At 43.2% G+C, this 18,385-nt stretch carries 24 protein-coding genes and 2 pseudogenes; 10 read left to right on the forward strand and 16 right to left on the reverse strand.

Features of this window, described 5'->3' with window-relative positions:
- Positions 1-50 precede the first annotated feature (50 nt).
- Positions 51-398 (forward strand): DUF4258 domain-containing protein, encoded by a 348-nt coding sequence (locus ACM0OZ_RS04430; protein WP_414581601.1) that lies wholly within the window; start codon positions 51-53, stop codon positions 396-398.
- A 91-nt stretch (positions 399-489) separates the two neighbouring features.
- Complete coding sequence (locus ACM0OZ_RS04435; RefSeq protein ID WP_414581602.1) at positions 490-1,047, forward strand: hypothetical protein; 558 nt, start codon at positions 490-492, stop codon at positions 1,045-1,047.
- A gap of 1 nt (position 1,048) precedes the next feature.
- Here ACM0OZ_RS04435 and ACM0OZ_RS04440 read toward each other — a convergent pair whose 3' ends face one another.
- Together ACM0OZ_RS04440 and ACM0OZ_RS04445 are read right to left on the reverse strand one after the other, a co-directional pair.
- Positions 1,049-1,183 (reverse strand): hypothetical protein, encoded by a 135-nt coding sequence (locus tag ACM0OZ_RS04440; RefSeq protein WP_414581603.1) that lies wholly within the window; start codon positions 1,181-1,183, stop codon positions 1,049-1,051.
- A 63-nt stretch (positions 1,184-1,246) separates the two neighbouring features.
- Positions 1,247-1,411, reverse strand: coding sequence for a hypothetical protein (locus tag ACM0OZ_RS04445; protein ID WP_414581604.1), 165 nt, complete (start codon positions 1,409-1,411; stop codon positions 1,247-1,249).
- A 164-nt stretch (positions 1,412-1,575) separates the two neighbouring features.
- Between ACM0OZ_RS04445 and ACM0OZ_RS04450 the strand changes: the two genes are divergently transcribed.
- Entirely contained in the window at positions 1,576-2,130 is a 555-nt protein-coding gene (locus ACM0OZ_RS04450; protein WP_414581605.1) for a Uma2 family endonuclease, read from the forward strand.
- An 82-nt stretch (positions 2,131-2,212) separates the two neighbouring features.
- Here the strand turns inward: ACM0OZ_RS04450 and ACM0OZ_RS04455 are convergent, their stop codons facing one another.
- Positions 2,213-2,497 (reverse strand): hypothetical protein, encoded by a 285-nt coding sequence (locus tag ACM0OZ_RS04455; protein ID WP_414581606.1) that lies wholly within the window; start codon positions 2,495-2,497, stop codon positions 2,213-2,215.
- A 280-nt stretch (positions 2,498-2,777) separates the two neighbouring features.
- The gene (locus ACM0OZ_RS04460; protein ID WP_414581607.1) at positions 2,778-4,151 is read right to left on the reverse strand and encodes a GH1 family beta-glucosidase; all 1,374 of its coding nucleotides are present in this window, start codon (positions 4,149-4,151) and stop codon (positions 2,778-2,780) included.
- A gap of 137 nt (positions 4,152-4,288) precedes the next feature.
- On the opposite strand from ACM0OZ_RS04460, the gene ACM0OZ_RS04465 reads away from it, so the two are divergent.
- The 3 genes from ACM0OZ_RS04465 to ACM0OZ_RS04475 all read left to right on the forward strand — a co-directional run bounded on the left by ACM0OZ_RS04465 (position 4,289) and on the right by ACM0OZ_RS04475 (position 5,632).
- Complete coding sequence (locus ACM0OZ_RS04465) at positions 4,289-4,495, forward strand: hypothetical protein (protein WP_414581608.1); 207 nt, start codon at positions 4,289-4,291, stop codon at positions 4,493-4,495.
- 314 nt (positions 4,496-4,809) lie between these two features.
- Complete coding sequence (locus tag ACM0OZ_RS04470; protein ID WP_332991757.1) at positions 4,810-4,977, forward strand: hypothetical protein; 168 nt, start codon at positions 4,810-4,812, stop codon at positions 4,975-4,977.
- Positions 4,978-5,449: 472 nt separating this feature from the next.
- Entirely contained in the window at positions 5,450-5,632 is a 183-nt protein-coding gene (locus ACM0OZ_RS04475; protein WP_414581609.1) for a hypothetical protein, read from the forward strand.
- Between the two features lie 248 nt (positions 5,633-5,880).
- Here the strand turns inward: ACM0OZ_RS04475 and ACM0OZ_RS04480 are convergent, their stop codons facing one another.
- Complete coding sequence (locus tag ACM0OZ_RS04480) at positions 5,881-7,044, reverse strand: sulfate ABC transporter substrate-binding protein (RefSeq protein WP_414581636.1); 1,164 nt, start codon at positions 7,042-7,044, stop codon at positions 5,881-5,883.
- Positions 7,045-7,300: 256 nt separating this feature from the next.
- Positions 7,301-7,414: pseudogene (locus tag ACM0OZ_RS04485) on the reverse strand (ribbon-helix-helix protein, CopG family); the annotation flags it as partial.
- A 1,035-nt stretch (positions 7,415-8,449) separates the two neighbouring features.
- On the opposite strand from ACM0OZ_RS04485, the gene ACM0OZ_RS04490 reads away from it, so the two are divergent.
- Positions 8,450-10,657: a HEAT repeat domain-containing protein gene (locus tag ACM0OZ_RS04490; protein WP_414581610.1), complete on the forward strand. Its 2,208-nt coding sequence runs from the start codon at positions 8,450-8,452 to the stop codon at positions 10,655-10,657.
- A 439-nt stretch (positions 10,658-11,096) separates the two neighbouring features.
- On the opposite strand, the pseudogene ACM0OZ_RS04495 reads toward ACM0OZ_RS04490, so the two are convergent.
- The 8 genes and pseudogenes from ACM0OZ_RS04495 to ACM0OZ_RS04530 all read right to left on the reverse strand — a co-directional run bounded on the left by ACM0OZ_RS04495 (position 11,097) and on the right by ACM0OZ_RS04530 (position 16,339).
- Positions 11,097-13,272 (reverse strand): annotated as a pseudogene (locus ACM0OZ_RS04495) (S8 family peptidase).
- A gap of 123 nt (positions 13,273-13,395) precedes the next feature.
- Positions 13,396-13,815 (reverse strand): HNH endonuclease, encoded by a 420-nt coding sequence (locus ACM0OZ_RS04500; protein ID WP_414581611.1) that lies wholly within the window; start codon positions 13,813-13,815, stop codon positions 13,396-13,398.
- Complete coding sequence (locus ACM0OZ_RS04505; protein ID WP_414581612.1) at positions 13,812-14,207, reverse strand: hypothetical protein; 396 nt, start codon at positions 14,205-14,207, stop codon at positions 13,812-13,814. The genes ACM0OZ_RS04500 and ACM0OZ_RS04505 overlap by 4 nt, the downstream gene beginning before the upstream one ends.
- Positions 14,208-14,248: 41 nt before the next feature.
- Positions 14,249-14,536 (reverse strand): hypothetical protein, encoded by a 288-nt coding sequence (locus ACM0OZ_RS04510; protein ID WP_414581613.1) that lies wholly within the window; start codon positions 14,534-14,536, stop codon positions 14,249-14,251.
- A 165-nt stretch (positions 14,537-14,701) separates the two neighbouring features.
- Positions 14,702-15,385 carry a Uma2 family endonuclease gene (locus ACM0OZ_RS04515; protein ID WP_414581637.1) on the reverse strand — a complete coding sequence of 228 codons (684 nt, stop codon included), beginning with the start codon at positions 15,383-15,385 and terminating at the stop codon, positions 14,702-14,704.
- A gap of 60 nt (positions 15,386-15,445) precedes the next feature.
- Positions 15,446-15,850, reverse strand: a complete 405-nt coding sequence (locus ACM0OZ_RS04520) for a type II toxin-antitoxin system VapC family toxin (RefSeq protein ID WP_414581614.1) — start codon at positions 15,848-15,850, stop codon at positions 15,446-15,448.
- Entirely contained in the window at positions 15,835-16,065 is a 231-nt protein-coding gene (locus ACM0OZ_RS04525) for a type II toxin-antitoxin system Phd/YefM family antitoxin (RefSeq protein WP_414581615.1), read from the reverse strand. Before ACM0OZ_RS04525 ends, ACM0OZ_RS04520 begins: the two co-directional genes overlap by 16 nt.
- Positions 16,066-16,135: 70 nt before the next feature.
- A complete protein-coding gene (locus ACM0OZ_RS04530; RefSeq protein WP_414581616.1) occupies positions 16,136-16,339 on the reverse strand; it encodes a hypothetical protein in 204 nt (67 codons plus the stop codon).
- 23 nt (positions 16,340-16,362) lie between these two features.
- Between ACM0OZ_RS04530 and ACM0OZ_RS04535 the strand changes: the two genes are divergently transcribed.
- A complete protein-coding gene (locus ACM0OZ_RS04535) occupies positions 16,363-16,629 on the forward strand; it encodes a hypothetical protein (RefSeq protein ID WP_414581617.1) in 267 nt (88 codons plus the stop codon).
- Between the two features lie 36 nt (positions 16,630-16,665).
- Here ACM0OZ_RS04535 and ACM0OZ_RS04540 read toward each other — a convergent pair whose 3' ends face one another.
- Positions 16,666-16,842: a DUF5838 family protein gene (locus tag ACM0OZ_RS04540; protein ID WP_414581618.1), complete on the reverse strand. Its 177-nt coding sequence runs from the start codon at positions 16,840-16,842 to the stop codon at positions 16,666-16,668.
- On the reverse strand, positions 16,796-17,545 hold the full coding sequence (locus tag ACM0OZ_RS04545; RefSeq protein ID WP_414581619.1) for a LynF/TruF/PatF family peptide O-prenyltransferase: 750 nt from the start codon (positions 17,543-17,545) through the stop codon (positions 16,796-16,798). The genes ACM0OZ_RS04540 and ACM0OZ_RS04545 overlap by 47 nt, the downstream gene beginning before the upstream one ends.
- Before the next feature lie 292 nt (positions 17,546-17,837).
- Here ACM0OZ_RS04545 and ACM0OZ_RS04550 point away from each other — a divergent pair, with 292 nt between their 5' ends.
- The gene (locus ACM0OZ_RS04550) at positions 17,838-18,050 is read left to right on the forward strand and encodes a HEAT repeat domain-containing protein (protein ID WP_414581638.1); all 213 of its coding nucleotides are present in this window, start codon (positions 17,838-17,840) and stop codon (positions 18,048-18,050) included.
- A 109-nt stretch (positions 18,051-18,159) separates the two neighbouring features.
- Positions 18,160-18,375 (forward strand): type II toxin-antitoxin system HicA family toxin, encoded by a 216-nt coding sequence (locus tag ACM0OZ_RS04555; RefSeq protein ID WP_414581620.1) that lies wholly within the window; start codon positions 18,160-18,162, stop codon positions 18,373-18,375.
- The last annotated feature ends 10 nt before the right edge of the window (positions 18,376-18,385 follow it).

The raw sequence follows: 18,385 nt of genomic DNA on the forward strand, positions 1-18,385 counted from the left end.
TTTGGAGCGGTTTTACCATGCCTTCAGTTGAATAAAACAAGGTAAAACCCATGAAATTTCAAAAACAACTCAGTCAATTAATTAGCTCCGACGACATAATCAAAACCCTCCCCATAATTGAAATTTTCTCTTGTGCAAAAGACCACAATCACTTCAATCGACGTTTGCAACAAAGAGCAATTAATTGGGACATGATTAAACTGGCGATCGCTTATGGTAAATTCCAATATCATTCCGGAGCTACAACCTGGACGCTATTAGATAAAAGCCTAAAGTACACACCCTACGAAAGATTTCTCGACAAATTAAGAGGGCTACGAATTATTGCTGCCAACTACTCTTGTGATGACACTCTCAAACTCAGCACTGCTTACTGGACATACGACTTGAGAAGATAATTTATCAATTTTATTTTTTTTGATCTTCTCCCCATTTTTTTTGATCTAGTACCCACTTTATGATGCCAGTGTTGAGAGATTAAATAGTGAAATGAAGAAATTACTTGCAGGTATCGCAGCATTAGGTGTATGCATTACTTCTCCAGCTATTGCTAATGCACAGCAAATTGTCACGTCAATGGTTTCAGAGGATAGTGCCAATAGCCTGATAAATAAGGGTAGCAATATCTCCGACGCTTCTTTATCTTCTCGCTTGAATGATAAGCAATTAATAGCTCAGTCTGTTGCACGTTTAAACTTCAGTTGGCGTACCGCACCCTTAGAACTTGCTGTGGTAGCAACAGAATTCATTGTTAAGGGTAAGGCATCTAATTTTATAGCACTTGCGGTACTCCTAGCTTCAGGGCATGATGTTTACGTTGCGAGAGTTACGCTACATAACACTGGGAACGTTCCTTTGAGAGTCTATCCTCAAAATATCAAAGTCTATTATGGCAACAAATCGACCAATGTGATACCCATAGCAGATAATCGTTTCTTGCAACCTGATATACTAGAACCGAATTACTACATAGATAAACCTGTTATTTTTATAGCACCGTATGGTTTAAACCTTCTAAATCATGTCGAGATGGCGTATAGAGGTTAATCTATTCAAGTAACTTAATGATTGGCGTCACTCCTTCTTCTTGTGCCAGTTCTGATACTAAAAACTGCATAAGCCGCAGCTTATCTGCACGAGGCAATGCTCGTAAAACCGACAGCAGGTCATTTGAGATGGTCATTGCAGCGTAATTCGCTCTTGATGGCTAATTTTGGCATAATACCAAAATCAATTGACACCTTTGTTAAACATCTATCAGCCGCAGGGCGGTGCTGTCATTATAAAGAGAACCCAGGCGTTTGCCAGACTGGGGTAGATTGCTATCAAAATTGTCTACACTTGTTTCTATACCGCCATTTGAGGAATCGTTGCTATCAATAGTGATATCAACTTTTGTCTGTACTGGCATCTACACCAGAATCTACACAACCTTCGCGCTCCAACATGAGCTAAAACCCTGATTATTCCGTTGAAAAAATTTCATTGAGTCTGCGAATCGACGTTGGGCTGGGCGCGACTTGGTAAATATGCGAAAATTAGAGAAACTGCTCTCACAGAAGAAGACTCACCACCATGACAGTGACCACCGCTAAATGGAGCCTAGAAGACTATCATCGCATGATTTCAGTCGGTCTTTTAGCAGGTCGTCACGTCGAGCTATTGAACGGGGAAATTATCAATATGGCACCAGAGGGGCCAGAACATGCCCAACTCAGCACTGATGCTGCTGACTACCTGCGCGAACTGCTCAGTCAGCAAGCCCTAGTGCGAGATGCCAAACCTATTACTCTCCCCGAAAGCAGTTCTGAGCCAGAACCTGATTTGGCTGTTGTTGAACCGCGCCGAGTTGAATATCGAACCCGTCATCCTTACCCGGAAAACATTTTTTGGCTGATTGAGTATGCTCACAGCAGTTTGAGTAAGGATTTGGATCCTAAACGCAAGACTTATGCTGCTGCGGCAATTAAGGAATATTGGATTGTAGACTTAAAACATCGACAAGTCAAAATATTTCGTGAACCAGTCGATGGCGATTATCGCTCTGAACTCACTTTGACAGATGGAGAAATTAGCCCTTTGGCATTTCCAGAAATTACGGTTTCTGTGCAGCGATTATTGGAGGGGTGATTTGCAGGCGGGAAGTGAGATATTTAGCGATCGCTTAATGGTAGTAATGATCAAGAAGTAGTCAGGAGTCAGGAGCCAGGAGTCAGCTTGGGACGAGTGTGCGTATGCGCAAGGCGCGGCTCCCTTGGAGCATCGCCTTTTTGCGGTTTGCTCGTTCAGATAAGTCTGTTGGTGCATCTTGCAGGAGATGTTGAGGGTGTCCACCTCGCCTATCAACCAAAGTTCTGCCTGCTTGCAAGTTAAGCCAGCGCTCAGCAATCAAGCGTCGGATCAACTCACTCTTGTCTGTTTTCTCGTGAGCCAAGATATCGGCTAGCTGGCGTTCTGTTTCTTCGTCTAGTCTGACTGTGAGCATGGCTTTTGTCATACTTGTATTGCGCTTATGACAAGTATAACAGAGGGCTTTCTACAGGGCGATTCGTCCAAAGGACAATCGCCTGTGTGTTGGCATAAAATCACGTATGCGTAATTTCTGCTTGTTAATTTCCCCCAGAACTGAAGGGGCGATAAGCCTCATCATCGTTAACTATTAAATTGCACATTTTGGATCGGATAAATCTCGTAGAGACGTTGCATGCATCGTCTCTACAAACTCTACAAACCATCAAAACTAATGACATGAACCACTAGCTGCGGAGTACTTTTTGTTAAACGACTCGGTTCTGACGGATACATTCTGCGTACCATTCAAAGCTGGCTTTTGGGATGCGTTTTTGTGTTTTGTAGTCCACATAAACAATCCCAAAGCGTCGGGAGTATCCCCAAGCCCATTCAAAGTTATCCATGAAACTCCACAAGAAATACCCCTTTAAAGGATACCCTTCACTGATGGCTTGATGAGCTGACTTTAGGTGCTGGCGTAAGTACATAATTCGGTCAGTGTCAATGACTTCACCAGTAGAATTCACTTCATCTTGTGCAGCACAGCCACTTTCAGTAATGTACACTGGTAAGTCATTGCGCCCCACCGTTTCGCTGATATGACGAATGCCCCAATAAATACTCTCAGGCAAGATATTTAGCCAGGGCATATACATTTGTGGGTAGCCTTTGGGAAGGTTGAGGAATTCGTAACCATCTTCATTATCAGCAGCACGAACATAAGTGCCAGTGTAAATGTTAAGACCAAGGGAGTCGAGGGGTTGGTGAATGATTTCTAAGTCACCAGGTTCTATACTTGGGGCATCTTCTTTTAACTTTGCCAGCATTGCTGGACTGTAGGTACCAGTGAGGGCTGGGAAAATAATGCCGCCATTTTGTCCACAGGTGTGAAAGGCGCTTTTTGCTGCTGCAATATTGGCAGGAGATTCGTTGATGGGAACTGTAACGGCGATGTTATCTACTAAAGCAACTTTACACGGAACAGGTGAAGCTGCACGGATAGCTTGACACCCCAAGCCATGAGCAAGTAAAGCATGGTGAGAAGTTTGCCAAACTTCCTTTCGACTCTTGACTAGCGTCCCTGGGGCGTGGGGTGGTTGCTGCTTTTCGTCATAACTCATGTGGGTGAAACAGGGAATTTCGTTGAGAGTCATCCAATGAGTGATGCGATCGCCCAACCGCTTCACAACTGCCGTGACATAATCAGCGTAATCGTGTGCCATCTGGCGACTTTGCCAGGAACCGTATAAGTCTTCTAGTGCTTGGGGGCTATCCCAGTGAAATAAAGTCGCATGGGGAGTGATACCGTACTCTTGTAAGCAATCTACCAAGCGTTTGTAGAAATCAATGCCTTCTTCATTGACTGCGCCGCGACCATCAGGAATGATGCGAGTCCATGCGATACTAAAGCGATAGTGTTTGATACCCAATTCTGCCATGATCTGCACATCGGCTTTGTAGCGATGATAATGGTCGCAGGCTACAGCACCCGTATCACCGTTAAGAACCTTTCCCCGAGTCGCGCTGAAAGTATCCCACACACTGGGTTTGCGTCCACCTTCTTGATATGCGCCTTCAATTTGATAGGCAGCAGTCGCAGCACCCCAGCAAAAATCCTCTGGAAATTTATACATAGTCATAATTTTAGGTAACTTCACTATTTTCTTGAACAATGGCAAAGTTTGCTAAATAATAGTGATTGTAAAGAGTTATAACAAAAACCGAAATTTCTGATGAAGAAATTGTATTTGACAGAATTACATAGATTTTTCCGGTTATGATGTTAATCCGTGACCTCGTTCAAGAGGCTATAACAACTGGATATCTGAGCGTTGCAGCGGAAGAACAATTACGAAATCTTCTAAAAACAAAGTATGAGTTGGAAGATTTTGATGCTTTCATGAGGTTGCAAGAAGCTGCTTGTTCAGGGAGGATTCGGCAGGAGTCCCGTGAATTGAGGTGTGACTTGCAGGAGGTGCGATAATGGATGGGCGATTGCAAAGGTGCCAGTGCTATGCAGGGCGATCGCCATCTCATGTTGTCGTTGTGATCAAGTCATTGCGAGAGCGACCACTGTGTTAATTTAACATCAGTCAAATATTAGGTAATCAGACAGATTCTGTGCGCAGCTTTGAGAGTCTGTCTTTGTCGTTTTTTCTTTTTCCGGAAATTACTGCTCATAGAGTGATGATATTAATAGAGACTTAGCCATATAGATTCAAATACAGGCAATGATTGCAGATTTATCGATGCCTCAAGAATCACAAACCCCGAAACAACAACATAGAGGTGAATGCCATGACTACTGTAGAAATGGACTCCAAGAAACAGGAACACAAATCCGCTAAGAAAAAACAAAAGTCTTTTCCTCCCACAAATATTGGTACTCCTCAAGCACCTTTACGCCCACGTCAGACAAAACAGCAGGAGCCTGAGCTACTGAGCGATTGGGAACATGCAAGTTGATTTTGACAAGCCGTGACGTTCTCCCACCACCTTTCCGGTGTACCGTTATGGTGGGGGCTTCTCCAAATCGCTTTGAAGCGAAGCGGTTCCTTTTAGGAACTAGAAATTTCCTGCTTCATTGGTCGTTACTCCAGATGCCCCAAGGCAAGCCATACAGCAACATCTGCGCTCCGATACCTCCACAGGCAGTTTAGACTCTCCTGACGCCCCACGGAGAGTTGTACAAAAAGCAAAGCTTTGTACTACCAAACCAAACTGGTTTTACGCATTGATGGTTTCATGCATGAAGCAATCTTTCTCAATGCAACCCCTTACCAATTGTCATGGTTCTGTACCGTTCCCAACGTATGCCCTTCGGGCACGCACTCGCGTTCGCACTGTACACCTAGCAAGCTAGTCCGTTTGTGTCGAGTGGTCAGTGGTTAGCTGATAAAAATATGATAGCATTTATGTGGCATTTTGTGTACACAAAATGAAAGAGAAATCATTGCGGTTTAGGATGTCTGAGCGCCGATACAATAAGCTGAAGCTGTATGCGGCTAAAAAAGAAAAGACAATGACACAACTAATAGAAGATTGGGTTGATAGGTTACCAAACTTGGAGAGTGGAGACTCCTCCATCACCCCTAGCACTGAACAGGAAAGCGGTTGTTGACGTTTAGGGGCGATTCGTCGCCTCCCGTCTTATATCCCGGCGCTAAACGGAGTACCGTTATAGCGCGGGACTTACGACGAAGAAGTTAAAGCTCGTAAAATTTTATATTTTTAAGTAGATATCAGTGAATGTAATTCCGCGCAACTTGCACAAACGTTTATTGAGTCTTGTGCAGGAACCAAAGCCATAGCTTTTGGTTCCTCGGTCTCGTTGCACTCGATTAGCGGTTGAAGGCTTGCCGTAGGGATCTAACCTTTCTTAGCTGTATTGACGGTACGCAGAATCTTGGCAAAAATGGCGTTATCACTAAAAAACTTTTGCTGAATCGTAGCCCAACCGCCATAATCATTAGCTGTTGCGATTTTGACTTGAGGGTATTTATCAACAAACTCTTTTGCTTGCGCTACACTCGAATCGATTGGTCGGTAACCAGTTTGAGCAAAGATTTGTTGAGCTTCCGGAGTGTACAAATACTGAATAAATGCTTGTGCCACTTCGCGGGTGCCGTGCTTGTCTACATTTTTATCAACAATAGCAACTGGGTTGTCAATCGAGAAATTGACATCAGGAACAACGTATGGAGGTTTTTCGCCACTTACAGCTTTCAACAACACTTCATTTTCGTAAGTGATCAGAGCATCCCCTTTGCCCCCCTTGAAAAAGGTATCGGTTGCCTCACGGGCACTTTCAGGCAAGATAGGAACGTTTTTAAAGACATTAGTGACAAATTCTAATGCCTTAGACTCGTCTCCTCCGGCTTTAATTGCTGCATTCCATAACGCTAGGAAGTTCCAGCGTGCGCTTCCAGAGGTTATGGGGTTCGGCGTAATCACACTGACCCCATTTTTTGTTAAGTCTGTCCATGTTTTGATGCCTTTGGGATTACCCTGACGGGTTAAAATTGCGGCTACAGACTTACTGACGATACTGTTGTTAGAAAACTCTTTCTCCCAACCTGGTTGAATCAATCCTGCTCGCTCAATCTTTTGAATATCCGGAGCAAGGGATAGATGTACTACATCAGCTTCTAGTCCTCCCTCAACCACCCCAAGAGCTTGAGCACTAGAAGCGCCGTAACTCTGCTTAAAGGTGACATTTTGGTTACGCTCTTTTTTCCATTTTTCTACAAATTTGGGAATAATCTTGTCATGGGCAGCTTTGGTGACAGAGAAGGAAACAAGGTTCAGTTCAATATTGTTCTGTTGAGCGATAAGATTGCCGCTCTTTCCAGAATGACTCGCGCCTGAAACATTGCTACTACTTGCGGCGTTAGCAGCGAGTACCACACTCAAGCTGACACCTACAAAAAATAGAGGTATAAAACTTTTAAAAAACCTCAGCTTAAATCTACCTTTTGATAGTCGCTGATATCGCTGTCTAATTCTCCGCAAAGCTGAAAAAAGAACCGCCATCCAATCGAGATTGGGGGTTAGATGCCTGCTCACTACACTCCTCCTATCAAAGCCCGTAGAAGTTATTATTTTTTACATTAATAAACACAACGTTTTTGCTGTACTTACTTAAGTCAATTTTATACGGTAAATTCGTAGAATTACCGTATATTATTTACTAATACGATAAAATAGCTATGTGAAAACTATCGAAACATAGTGGGAGGGTGAGAACCCCTACCTTTTAAGGAGGGGAGGAAACCTGACTCATAGGGCTTTAGCCCTTTGTTTCTTTTTCTACAAATTGTCTGACTGCTTCGCGAATTAAATCATTGAGAGAACGCTCTGTTTTGTGAGAGAGATTGGTTAAATCTTGATGCTCTTTATCCGAGAATCTTACAGTTAGCTTTTTTGTGACATCATATTGACGCTATAATAAGGTCATACTAACACAAGGATGAAAAACTCCAAAAAACAAACGTGTTGGTGAGACACTCCGTTGGACGGGTTCCCCGGCTTGAAGGAAGTGTCGAACCCGTAAGGGTAGACTGAACCACGACAACTGAAGATATAAGGTTGTGTTGAGAAGAACTTAACAGTTGCCTTCAACACGTAAAATCTTCATGGTTGGAAGATACCGAAGTAGCCGCACAGCCAAGAAATTGGTCGAGGCGGGTAGGGCTGCATGAACCAGCCAACGTGTTTTTTGTAAAACACAAGACAAAGTTGCGGAGTGTGGCGCCTATCCCACGTAGCAACAACAGTCTAGAATCCTGGTTTTTCAAAGCCAGGAGAGTTCAATACTTAATAAATCCTTAAATATTTTTTAACCAACCAAAATGCACTATGCTGAGTAGTGCTGCTTTTCAAAGAGGGTTGCCATCAAAGCGATGATCGCCCTCAGTGGGTGATCCGCAACCATCGCTTGCAGCGCAGTGCCCGCGTATAGCGATTGCCCAAGGGGTTGGGTGAAACCATGACAAAACAGGACAACATCCCCCACGAGTACTCCTTAAGGTCCCACAGATATCTGTGGTGGGGGCATGCGTAGGCGGTCATTCTCAATTATTTGTACTTGTTGAAAGATTTACCCGCCTTTTTTGCTAAGGTTGTCCGGTTAAGTCTCGGAAAAATGTAGCGGCAGTGGCAAAGTCAATCGCAAAAATAACCATTGTGGTTTTGTAGCAAATATTCAATCAGAGCATAAAATCAGAATTTTGTCAAAAATTTGTCTAAAATGAGAACAAAATAGGGCAGAACGCTATCAATTATCACAATGGACAAAGAGCAATAGTCTCTTGGTCGTATTGTAAGTTAGGGCTTTGTTTCAAAGATTAGAGCGAAGAATCACCGACGCCGACATCTTTCAAACGCTAAAATAAGCACAACTTCTCGTTGCTATCTTCTTCTCTGCTCTGTCTCATTCATGACCAAGCATCCTAGACAACCTTTCTTTGCATTGCTGAAAGTTGCACTTTTGGGAGTTTCATTTCCCCTGCTGTTGACAAGTCACAATTGGGTGCAGGCATCTAACCAGGATAATAGTCTGGTATACGCTCAAACACCAGCGCAGTCTCCACTCCAACCGAGCAAAATCGCTACACCCCAACCGAGTCAACCAGAGTCAGCAAAAAAGACAAATCCACCGACTCAGGAGAAAAAGCAGGAGGAAAGGAAAAAATCTGAACAACAGAAAATGCAGGATCTCTCTTTGATTGTCCTGGGGGTAATGCTTGGGGAAGTCGTGGTTGTGTACCTGGGAGTTCTCTGGTTGCGTCCGCTTTGGTTGCTGTGGCTACCTGGGGAATTGAAGCTGCCTAAATTAGGAATCATCCCAGAATTCAAACTACCACTTCCTGTGTTGCTTTGGCTGAAATATCGACCCAGGGTACTGGATTTTTGGGTGAAGAAACACATTGACACTTTCGCCCTGAACTTTGTCAAGAATGAGACAGTTGCCGAGCGCAAATATTACGTTTCCATACCAGTGCGATTAGACACTGAGGAGATTAAGGAACTGACTGCAGAAACCTTGAGGAAAACTTTTAAACAAAAGCGAGTGCGACTGCTGATTTGGGGAGAGGGAGGTTCGGGTAAAACAGCGCTTGCTTGTCAGATTGCTAAATGGGCAATGGAAGATGAACAGTCCAAACGCCTGACCGAACACAAGATGTTACCAATCCTCATAGAGCAAGAACTTGACTCCGATCTTGGGGAAGGCAAGAAGCCTTTGATGGAAGCAATTGCTGGAGAAATCCAGGATGCTTGCGACAACGAACAACTGATTTCTGATGAATTACTCGAACAACTTCTCCGACAGCGCCGGATACTGGTAATTGTGGATCATCTCTCAGAGATGAGTACACACACCCGTAACAAGATTAAACCTGCTTTCCGAGACTTTCCCGCTAATGCTTTGGTAATTACCTCGCGAATCGAGGAAAATTTCAAAGGAATTGACACCAAGATTGAGACTCTCCGCTTCGATGGAGAGGAGTTGGTTTCCTTTATCAAGAATTACCTCAAGCAGCTCAAAAAGTGGCATTTATTTGAGAACGAGGACGAGCCAGGGGAGTTGTTGCAAGAGTGTGCCAAACTTCAACGCATCGTGGGTGACAAGAAAACGATTACAGTTTTGCTGGCTAAATTATATGCGGAGCGGATGATTAACGCTAAAGAGAATATATCAGCATCTGCTCGCTCGCTTGACAACATTCCAGACCTGATGCTTGATCACCTAGAAAAGCTCAACCGTCAGGCAGAAAGAGTCATCGGGCAAGAATATCCCACAGTCAAAGACGATGCCAAGGTGATTGCTTGGAAATGCGTGGAACGCGAATATAAACCAAGCTATGTAGAGCGTGAGGCAGTGGTTAAAGCCTTGGGGGAAAATAAAGCTGATGCGTCCCTTCAGTATTTTGAGGGAAAGCTCCTTCTGATCAAGTCTGGATACAATAAAGACACAATCAGCTTTGCTCTCGATCCGTTAGCTGAGTATTTGGCTGGGCTATATCTGGTAGACAGTTACCGCGAAAACGAGACATCCTGGCGGGAGTTTCTGGCACAAGCAGAAAGCAAACCACAGGAAGAAATTAAAGGTTTTTTGCTAGCAGTGAGAGACTGCTGTCTCTCCAAAGGCTCACAAGCCAAAGTACCCGGTTTTGTCGCAGAGGAACTGGGCAAACTCGCAGGACTGGATCTGGAAGCCCTAAAACAAGAACAACTGAAGCGACGCATTCGACGCTTAACGGATGATCTGTTTGTTCCAGAGGTAGAAGATAGGCGACGTGCTGCGGAAGAATTAGGCAAGATTGGTGCAGCAGCTAAATCTGCAGCTCCTACTCTCCTGCGAGCTTTGAAAGATGAGGATTCTGAAGTGCGTGCCATTGCCGCCTCTACCTTGGGCAAATTAGGTAATGCCTCCGAGCCAGTGCTGCAAGGACTACTGGCGCTGCTGCAAGATGAGGATTCCTATGTGCGTCTTTGCGCTGCCGAGGCGTTGGGCAAGTTAGGTAATGCCTCAGAGCCAGTGCTGCAAGGGCTACTGGCGCTGCTGCAAGATGAGGATTCTTGGGTGCGTGAGGAAGCAGTTAAGGTGTTGGAAAAATTGCGTAATATTTCTGTAATGATTTAGTAATAAAAATAACTATATAGTACAATACGCTTGGTGATAAGACCAGAACCCTTATCAGAAACAGAATGTAGAACTCTCGGATGGCGCGTCTCTACACTACGTTATTTTTTACACATAAACCTGAACTGAACCGTATTGCTATATAGTTGGCACAGTAGATTGCCCTCCATTACCATAACCGCAGACATCCATCTCTGACTTAAAGAGCGTTGTCATCTACTAGACTTCGCTTCCTGTTGTTACCGTTGCAGAAGTGCGATCGCTCGTGACTGGTTTATTGACTCCTACTTCTGTGCGAAGGTTAGCTATGACGTAATCCACGTTTTTAGCCGTCATTAAATTTATAGGGTTGTACAAATTTGTGCAACCCTATTGTTACAAAAACAACTGGCATTTTGCAGATTATGGGTTTAACGTTATGCTAAATTGAGTACAAAACCTATTTCGGCACAGACCAAGAACGAACTTTGCCCAAAGTGACAGGAATAATGTAACTCACATCAATCGTAAATCGATACACCTTTTTCGCCCTGCGACCATTTTCCGGGTCAAAAAACTTCAGTTTCACATCCCAACAATCGCTATCCAGACGACAGAAAGGACTTTTTTCCACTTCGATGTTGTCGAGTTCCATGCCTCTAGACACAGCTTCACTAAAGCAGGAAGCAGCTTGAAAAGCATTAGTCGCAGCAAAATTCAGCGCTCTATCTTTGGAAATTTGCCCTAAGTTTTGCAAATCAAAGTATACTCTTTGCAAGAAACTGTTGAGCGATAGCGAAGCGCTGCTGCTTTCAGCAGATCGCCTCACTCTCACATCATCAGCATCAGTTTGTTGGGTAGTTACACTTTCGATGGCTGCACTCACCAAGCTATTCACTTTCCAGCCGTACATACCCCGGATATTTGGTAGTGTAACAACAGGGACGACTTGCCCAGAAAACAACTCCACGGTTCTATCAGTTAACCGTCCAGGGAAACTTACCCTTCGATGTAGTCTTCACTGTCTTGGGGTTGCACTTGTCCGGCTAATACTGCTTGCAAAGTTTCGTAAACATCAGCAGCAAATGCACCTTTGGGGTCAATTGCATAGATGAGAGTCAGTTCTTGGTTAAGCGTCCAAATTAAAGATTTCCCTTCTGATGGGTTTTGTTCCAGGTAAGAAGCCATCTGACGGGCATCGTAAGGATTGGCGGGAACAATTGTACCGTCAATTTCTACAGCTGGCATGAGCTGTTTAAACGAGTCGCGCCGTGCTTCAGTACCGAAGTCGTAACCTAATGTTCCTAAAGCGTAGACAAGGTTTGTCTTCAGGCTGGGGGTAATGCCATCATTCGGTTGACTGGGGGTGAGGGTAGCAACTGCTGCACCGGCGTGGGTTGTAACAGCCACGTCCGCCAGGGAATCAATTCCCTGGCTTATAGCTAAAGTCCGTTGAAACGGACTATGATTATTTTGCTCGTTCCCAGCCTCAGGCTGGGAATGCAGGCTACGAGGCTCTTTTTCGACTACCAGTACTGGAGGCAGAGCCTCCTGGTAGTTCATTCCCTGGCTCAGCCAGGGAACGAGAGAAATTTCCGGGCGGGTGATTAACTCTTCCCCAGTCACTAACTGATAAGCCCCTGGAATATTCAACTTACCCAGCAAACAGCGTTCCACCTCTTCCACTTCTTCGGGGTCACAAGGAATCGCACTATTTAAAATCGCTTGGCGAACTGCTTCGGCGTTGGGTTGTTCCCCCCGTTGCAATTGCAGACTCATCAGCAACGCAGAAATACCCGTAACAATAGGTGCAGCACAACTTGTCCCTTTTTGGCGGATGGGTTCGTCAGTTCCTGGCTGTGCGCCTAAGATATTTTCCCCATTCGCCATCACACCTTTGCTTTGATAGTCGCCGCCGTAGTTGCTAAATTTAAACGGCTGTCCGTCATCGCGCATTGCACCCACGGTGAGGACACCAGGGATAATCGCAGGAATACACCAACACTCACCTTTATCATTGCCGCCTGGGGCAACAATTAAGATGTTATTGTCTTGGCATTGTTTGACAGCACGGGCAAATAAATCTGGGGTGACACCTGTTTGCGTGGGGTGACAAGCGGCTATGTGGATGATGTTTGCCCCCCATTTCAAAGCGGTATTAATCGCATGGGTGAGGTTGACAGGTGAGATGAAGTTGTCGCCATCATAAGCGATGGGAATATTGATTGCTGTGCAGTTGGGTGCAATGCCGGGGGCGGGTGAGCCGTGTTGCCCTAAGATGGTGCTAGAGATGTGCGTGGCATGACTGGATAAATACGTTCCCGAATTGGTTTAGGAAACTGCTCAAAAAATGCTTCTCTTTCTTTTTTCGCTTCTTCTTTGTCGTAGTCTGATTCTTCTTTTTTGGCTTTTTGCTGTTGGTTAAATTCTGTCGCTAATTTCAGGTAATAAAAATATTCATCATTGATTTCAATATCTTGTGTCCAGTAGGGCTGATATTGCGTAAAATTTGCCCCAACAAAACAGGCGCGTTCTAAGTCAGCGGGACCATCTAAAATGGCAATTTTAATGCGGGAGTCGCCGAGTGTGCGTGTCCATAATTCAGGAATTCCGGGGATGTCGGTGAGGTCGGGCATATAACAATTCAAATTTTAACCATTCAAATTTTAACAGGAGGAAGTTGAGGGAAACTAATTCATGAGATATTAGTGAGTGGCTTTAAATTTATAGCGAGCTAGAGAACTTATAATGAACTGCAATCAACTTGGCGGATGCCAGCCTGCTTGAACCCAGTTTTTACGCACAGTAATAGCTAAACTATTATTTAGTCTCAAAGCCCTCACTGTTGCACGACCACAGGCTGTTAGAGCGATGATTTCTATTCCCTCTGTACTCCAAGTAAAATGTTCTTTCCACTGTTGTTGACGAGGATTAAACAGAGAAACTGTTTTGCCAGATTCAGGATCTAAACTCTCCGTTTGTGTCCACTTATATTGATTACATAATTCACAAGCTAAACACAAATTATCTTCTGTATCAACTCCTCCTTTTGCCAAAGGTTGTATATGGTCAATTTGCAATCTGCCCAGAATATAATCTTGGTGGCTAAGACAATATTCACAACGATTTTCTGCCCGTTGTCTAACCCTTTGGCGTATGCTTTCAGACAGAGAACTCATGGTGATAAAGGAGTTTTTATTCCCCGTCTCACTGCTTCAGCTAAACCTTCTGACTTTCTTAATTGTCCGATTTGGTAAATTGACATTAAAATTAATAGTTCATACCGTTCTGCTTCCGTCAGTCCCGTATTTTTTCCTTTAGCTTGCAGTTCACCCAGACGTTGGTTTTGTGCTGCATCCATTTTTAAGTTAGCTAATTCCAGTACTTCTTGATCGCAAACATGGGAAATTTCAGAATGAATGCTCATGTCTGAGACATTCTCGAAGGTAGGCAATAATATTTCCAGGGTATCAACCAAAACGTCTGAGAGATTTCTCGCTGTAGCTTCTCCAAGACGCTGAGCAGATTCAACTAAATTTTCGGGTAAGTTGATGGTTATTGAAATAGCCATAATAAGTAAAAAGGTTTGTCACCATTTATCACAATTATAGCTTAGATATAGAGATATTTTTCTCTATTAAGTAATACTATACTGCACCAAATGACTCCTTGTTTGAAACCCCTCAATTCATTGATGGGGTTCCCCACACCCCACACCCTATTCCCCACACCCTTTTCATTATTACTACCTAAAGCTATAGCCAGGTTGTAATTGAGTGTTTCTGTGAGTAAATTACTGGCTGTTAATTCCGGAACAGTCGCGAATATATCACGTTTTTCTAATGTGGTTAAGCCAAACTCTTTCTTGGCTTTAGCTAAACTAAACTCGCTATAGGACATAGAATTAATATTCCGTTTAGCATTTCATGAGTCATTGGTGAGACAATATACAGGGTTTGCAGTTGGTTAATTTTGGGTTACGTTAAACTGGAGAGTTTGAGTGTTTAACTCCATCGGAATTTGCAAACAAGTATCTGAATTCCTGACTGTACATGGTATCTTTTACTAAATAGATAATTTTTCCACAAAACTTTGATGTTCTGGTGTTGATAATCCCTGCTGCAAAACGGCTAATACTTTAGCTAAGTCTCCTGATAATAAGGCTGATTTGGCTAACCACAACCCAGGAAACACTTGTGAGCAAACTATATCATCTGTATTTGGTTCCAGTTGGATATACTCGCCTTGTTGTAACCGAAACCAATCAAATTGACGGTCATAAACTCGCCAGACTAAATATTCTTGGACTTGATTGCGACGATATACTTTCAATTTTTCATGCAAATCATAGGAAGCAGTAGAAGCAGCAATTTCTACAATTAATTCTGGCGCACCTTCGACATAATCATCTTCAGTAATGCGTGACTGTCCACCTTGTTCTATTCTCAATAACGCATCTGGTTGTGGTTCGTTATCAGCATCTATTAAAACTGTCGCGTTATCAGCCAAACCTACGCCTGGTGTCGCTGCTTTGTATGTAGCTAACCAACCTATAATGTAAGCATGGGGTTCTCCATGACTTTTGATTCTCAACGGCGATGCCAAGTAAACAACTCCTTCTATCAATTCTGCTTTCTTTAGATTAGGCATAGCATGGTAGCGTCGCTCAAATTCATGACGAGTCAGCTTGTCGCCATTTTCTAAAGGCGGAATTGTCAAAAGATGAGAAGTTGTGTTAGTAGATATCATAGTTTTCTCTACCATGAGCAACTACTTAGATTATTGCAAATGTTCTGTTTCCTTTTCAATTTACCAAATTACTAAAGAGTAGAAACTAGCTATTTTTTTATCTACTGTCATAATGGCAGCTTGGTTGATTTTGGCAACTGCTACGACTACTCTATCTACTGGATCTCGATGTTCCCATTCTAATTTGACACTTTCTAACCAAATTTCCTCATCAATTGGGATAATCCGAATAACATCTGATTTTTTTAGGGTTGTGATGTAGTCATCAATATCTACTCCTAAATCCAATTTTTTATTTTTGACCTTGATAGCTATTTCCCAGACTGCTGTTGATGGAACTAGACCATTCTTTTCTTGTTCCATTTGGTAACAAGCTTTTTTTGCACGCTCAGAAAGTTTGTCTGGATCTAAACTCCACCAGATAAGAGCGCAAGTGTCAAGGACAATTTTTATACTTCCTGCCATTCTTCAGTAGTTGGAGTAGTTAAATCTTCAAAATACTTAACTTTACCTCGCATATTCTTAAATAATTCTTCGGTTGAAGGAGTTTTTTCATACTGAGAAATCCTCACAACTGGTTTATTTCCATCAGTCACTAAAATTTCTTCACCTTCTAATTCTACAAGTTGCAAAAATTCTAGTAAATTAGCTTTTAATTGATTCTTGTCAATTGTTTTCATACTCTTAGTTTTTGTTTGTAGTTATTATACTGCCAAAAAAAGGGCTAATACTTCATATTTATATTATCTATCACGGTGTTTTAGTCACCAAGCACACACTTTGAACACAAAGAGCGATCGCTTCTCTACGAGACGCTGCGGGAACGCTGCTGCCAATGGCAGATCGCCTCTGACAAAGCAAATTCATTTCACCATCGCTTTGAGTCAAGCGATCGCTTCGCTGCTGCCTTACGCGCAAAGCGCACGCACTCACGTTCAGCAGATCGCCTTCCACAAAACAAATCTATCACCTACGCTTTGAACACAAGAGCGCGATCGCCTCTGACAAAACAAATCTATCACCTACGCTTTGAACACAAAGAGCGATCGCCAACCACAAAGCAAATCTCATCGCTAAGCCTATTTCAGTCAAGGGATAAGTCTCTGGCTTTGGCTTGTGTGTATCGCCGCAATTTGACAGAAATTTTTCATCAGGGCGATGCTCCAGCTTTCTCGCCGCCAAGGGCGATCGCACAAATCCCAATACTAATTTTGGGGAGCGATCGCTCTGATTTCGCCTCTTGAACTTTTGGGGCTAAAGCACACTTACTTAAACAGTGCTTAGGTTAAACTATTGCTCATCTGGTAATAAAGATTTAAGTTTTCGATCCTCTCAGCTATTATTTCTTTTTCCCGCAGCCCAATAATCGTTCCGCTTACAGGTTGCTCTCGATAATAAGCATGAACTCGATTAGCTTGCTCCGCAGCGTAGTTTGGGAATAAAGTTGTTGGGGTCACGGGTACGATAATAAAGGACTTTTTCTGGGTTAGCTTGGCTAAAACCAATCACTAATGACCAACAGCCATCTAAAAGTTGCAATGCTTTAGGCGAGAAAACTTTTGCTAACTTTATTTGTACATCAACTTGTTTAAATTTCTCTCCACGAATACTTGGATAAACCTCAATTTCGCTACGACCATTGAAGTAGAAATCAAACCCGACTACCACGGAATCATCAATCAGCAATGTCTGTAATTCTTGCGGGGGTTGGCATAGGGCAATTGCTGTTGCTAATTTCTGGGGATAATTTTGAATGAGAAACCAAAATTTCAGTCGGGAAGCCTCGAATTCTCTTCGCAAATCAACACCGACTAAAATTTGTCCAACTCGGCTAAAATCAAAGTCATTACCCAGAAAATGTTGGAGTCGTTGATAGTTAAACTTGACATCAGCTCGTGCTTCAACTGAGCGAAAGAAGTTAAGTACTGTTTGGTAATGTTCAGAATTCGGTTGATTGCGAAAGAGATTGAAACGGGCTGGATAAAGTTTATCTTTATCAATCTTACAGGAACACTCAAGCCCCCAATCGTGAACCTGTTGGCCAAAAGTCTCCAAGATATCTAGGGGATAAAGATGTTCAACTTCAAAAACTCGTTTATGTTCAGCAATATAACGTAGATTTTTATTGTTACCGATTAATACATAATCTTCTGCAAGCATTTTTTAAAGTTCCTTATGCCAAGAAAACCTCGCAATATCAAAGCAGGATACTCTTACCACATCACTACCCGTTGCAACAATCGCGAATTTAAACTCTTGCGACGCGAATGTCGGGAAGTGTTTCTCTACGTTAGGGGCTTCTTTAGGGGCTTCGCCTTTGCGCCCTCAGCGGACGCCGTATTTCTTGCGCCTACTCGATGAAATACATTTTTTCTTTTTCCATAACTGAAGTTGGGGGCTTGTACCTTTTTCTTTCTGGTCAATACGACTTGTCCTCCAACACGATTGTAGAATCAGCAGTACGCCCAAACTCTTCTGGTGCATTTTGAAAGATGAAGATTCTGAGGTACGTGCCATTGCTGCCGAGGCGTTGGGCAAGTTAGGTAATGCCTCAGAACCAGTGCTGCAAGGACTACTGGCGCTGCTGCAAGATGAGGATTCTTGGGTGCGTGAGGAAGCAGTTAAGCTGTTGGAAAAATTGCGTAAGATTTCTGTGATAGTTTAGAGAAAAATAACTATATAGTTGGCACAGTAGATTAGCTTCCGTTACCATAACCCAATACCGTTGCCGATAAGACAATTTGCAAAAATCACAACCTTTGTAGAGACGTTCCATGGAACGTCTCTACACTAAGATTATTGCTGCTTTAGAACGGGATGGATGGGTAGTTGTGCGTCAGCGCGGTAGTCACATCAGACTGGAAAAAACCTTGCCAGATAAAGTATTGAAATTGACAGTGCCAGCTCATCGACCAGTTAAGCGTTCCACCCTAGCTCGAATTTTAAAGCAGGCTCGTACAGATGTTGAGCAATTTTTAGATTTGTTGTAGTCAAAAATGG

This window comes from Scytonema sp. PCC 10023 (genome assembly GCF_963920835.1).
GTDB lineage: Bacteria > Cyanobacteriota > Cyanobacteriia > Cyanobacteriales > Nostocaceae > Kalymmatonema.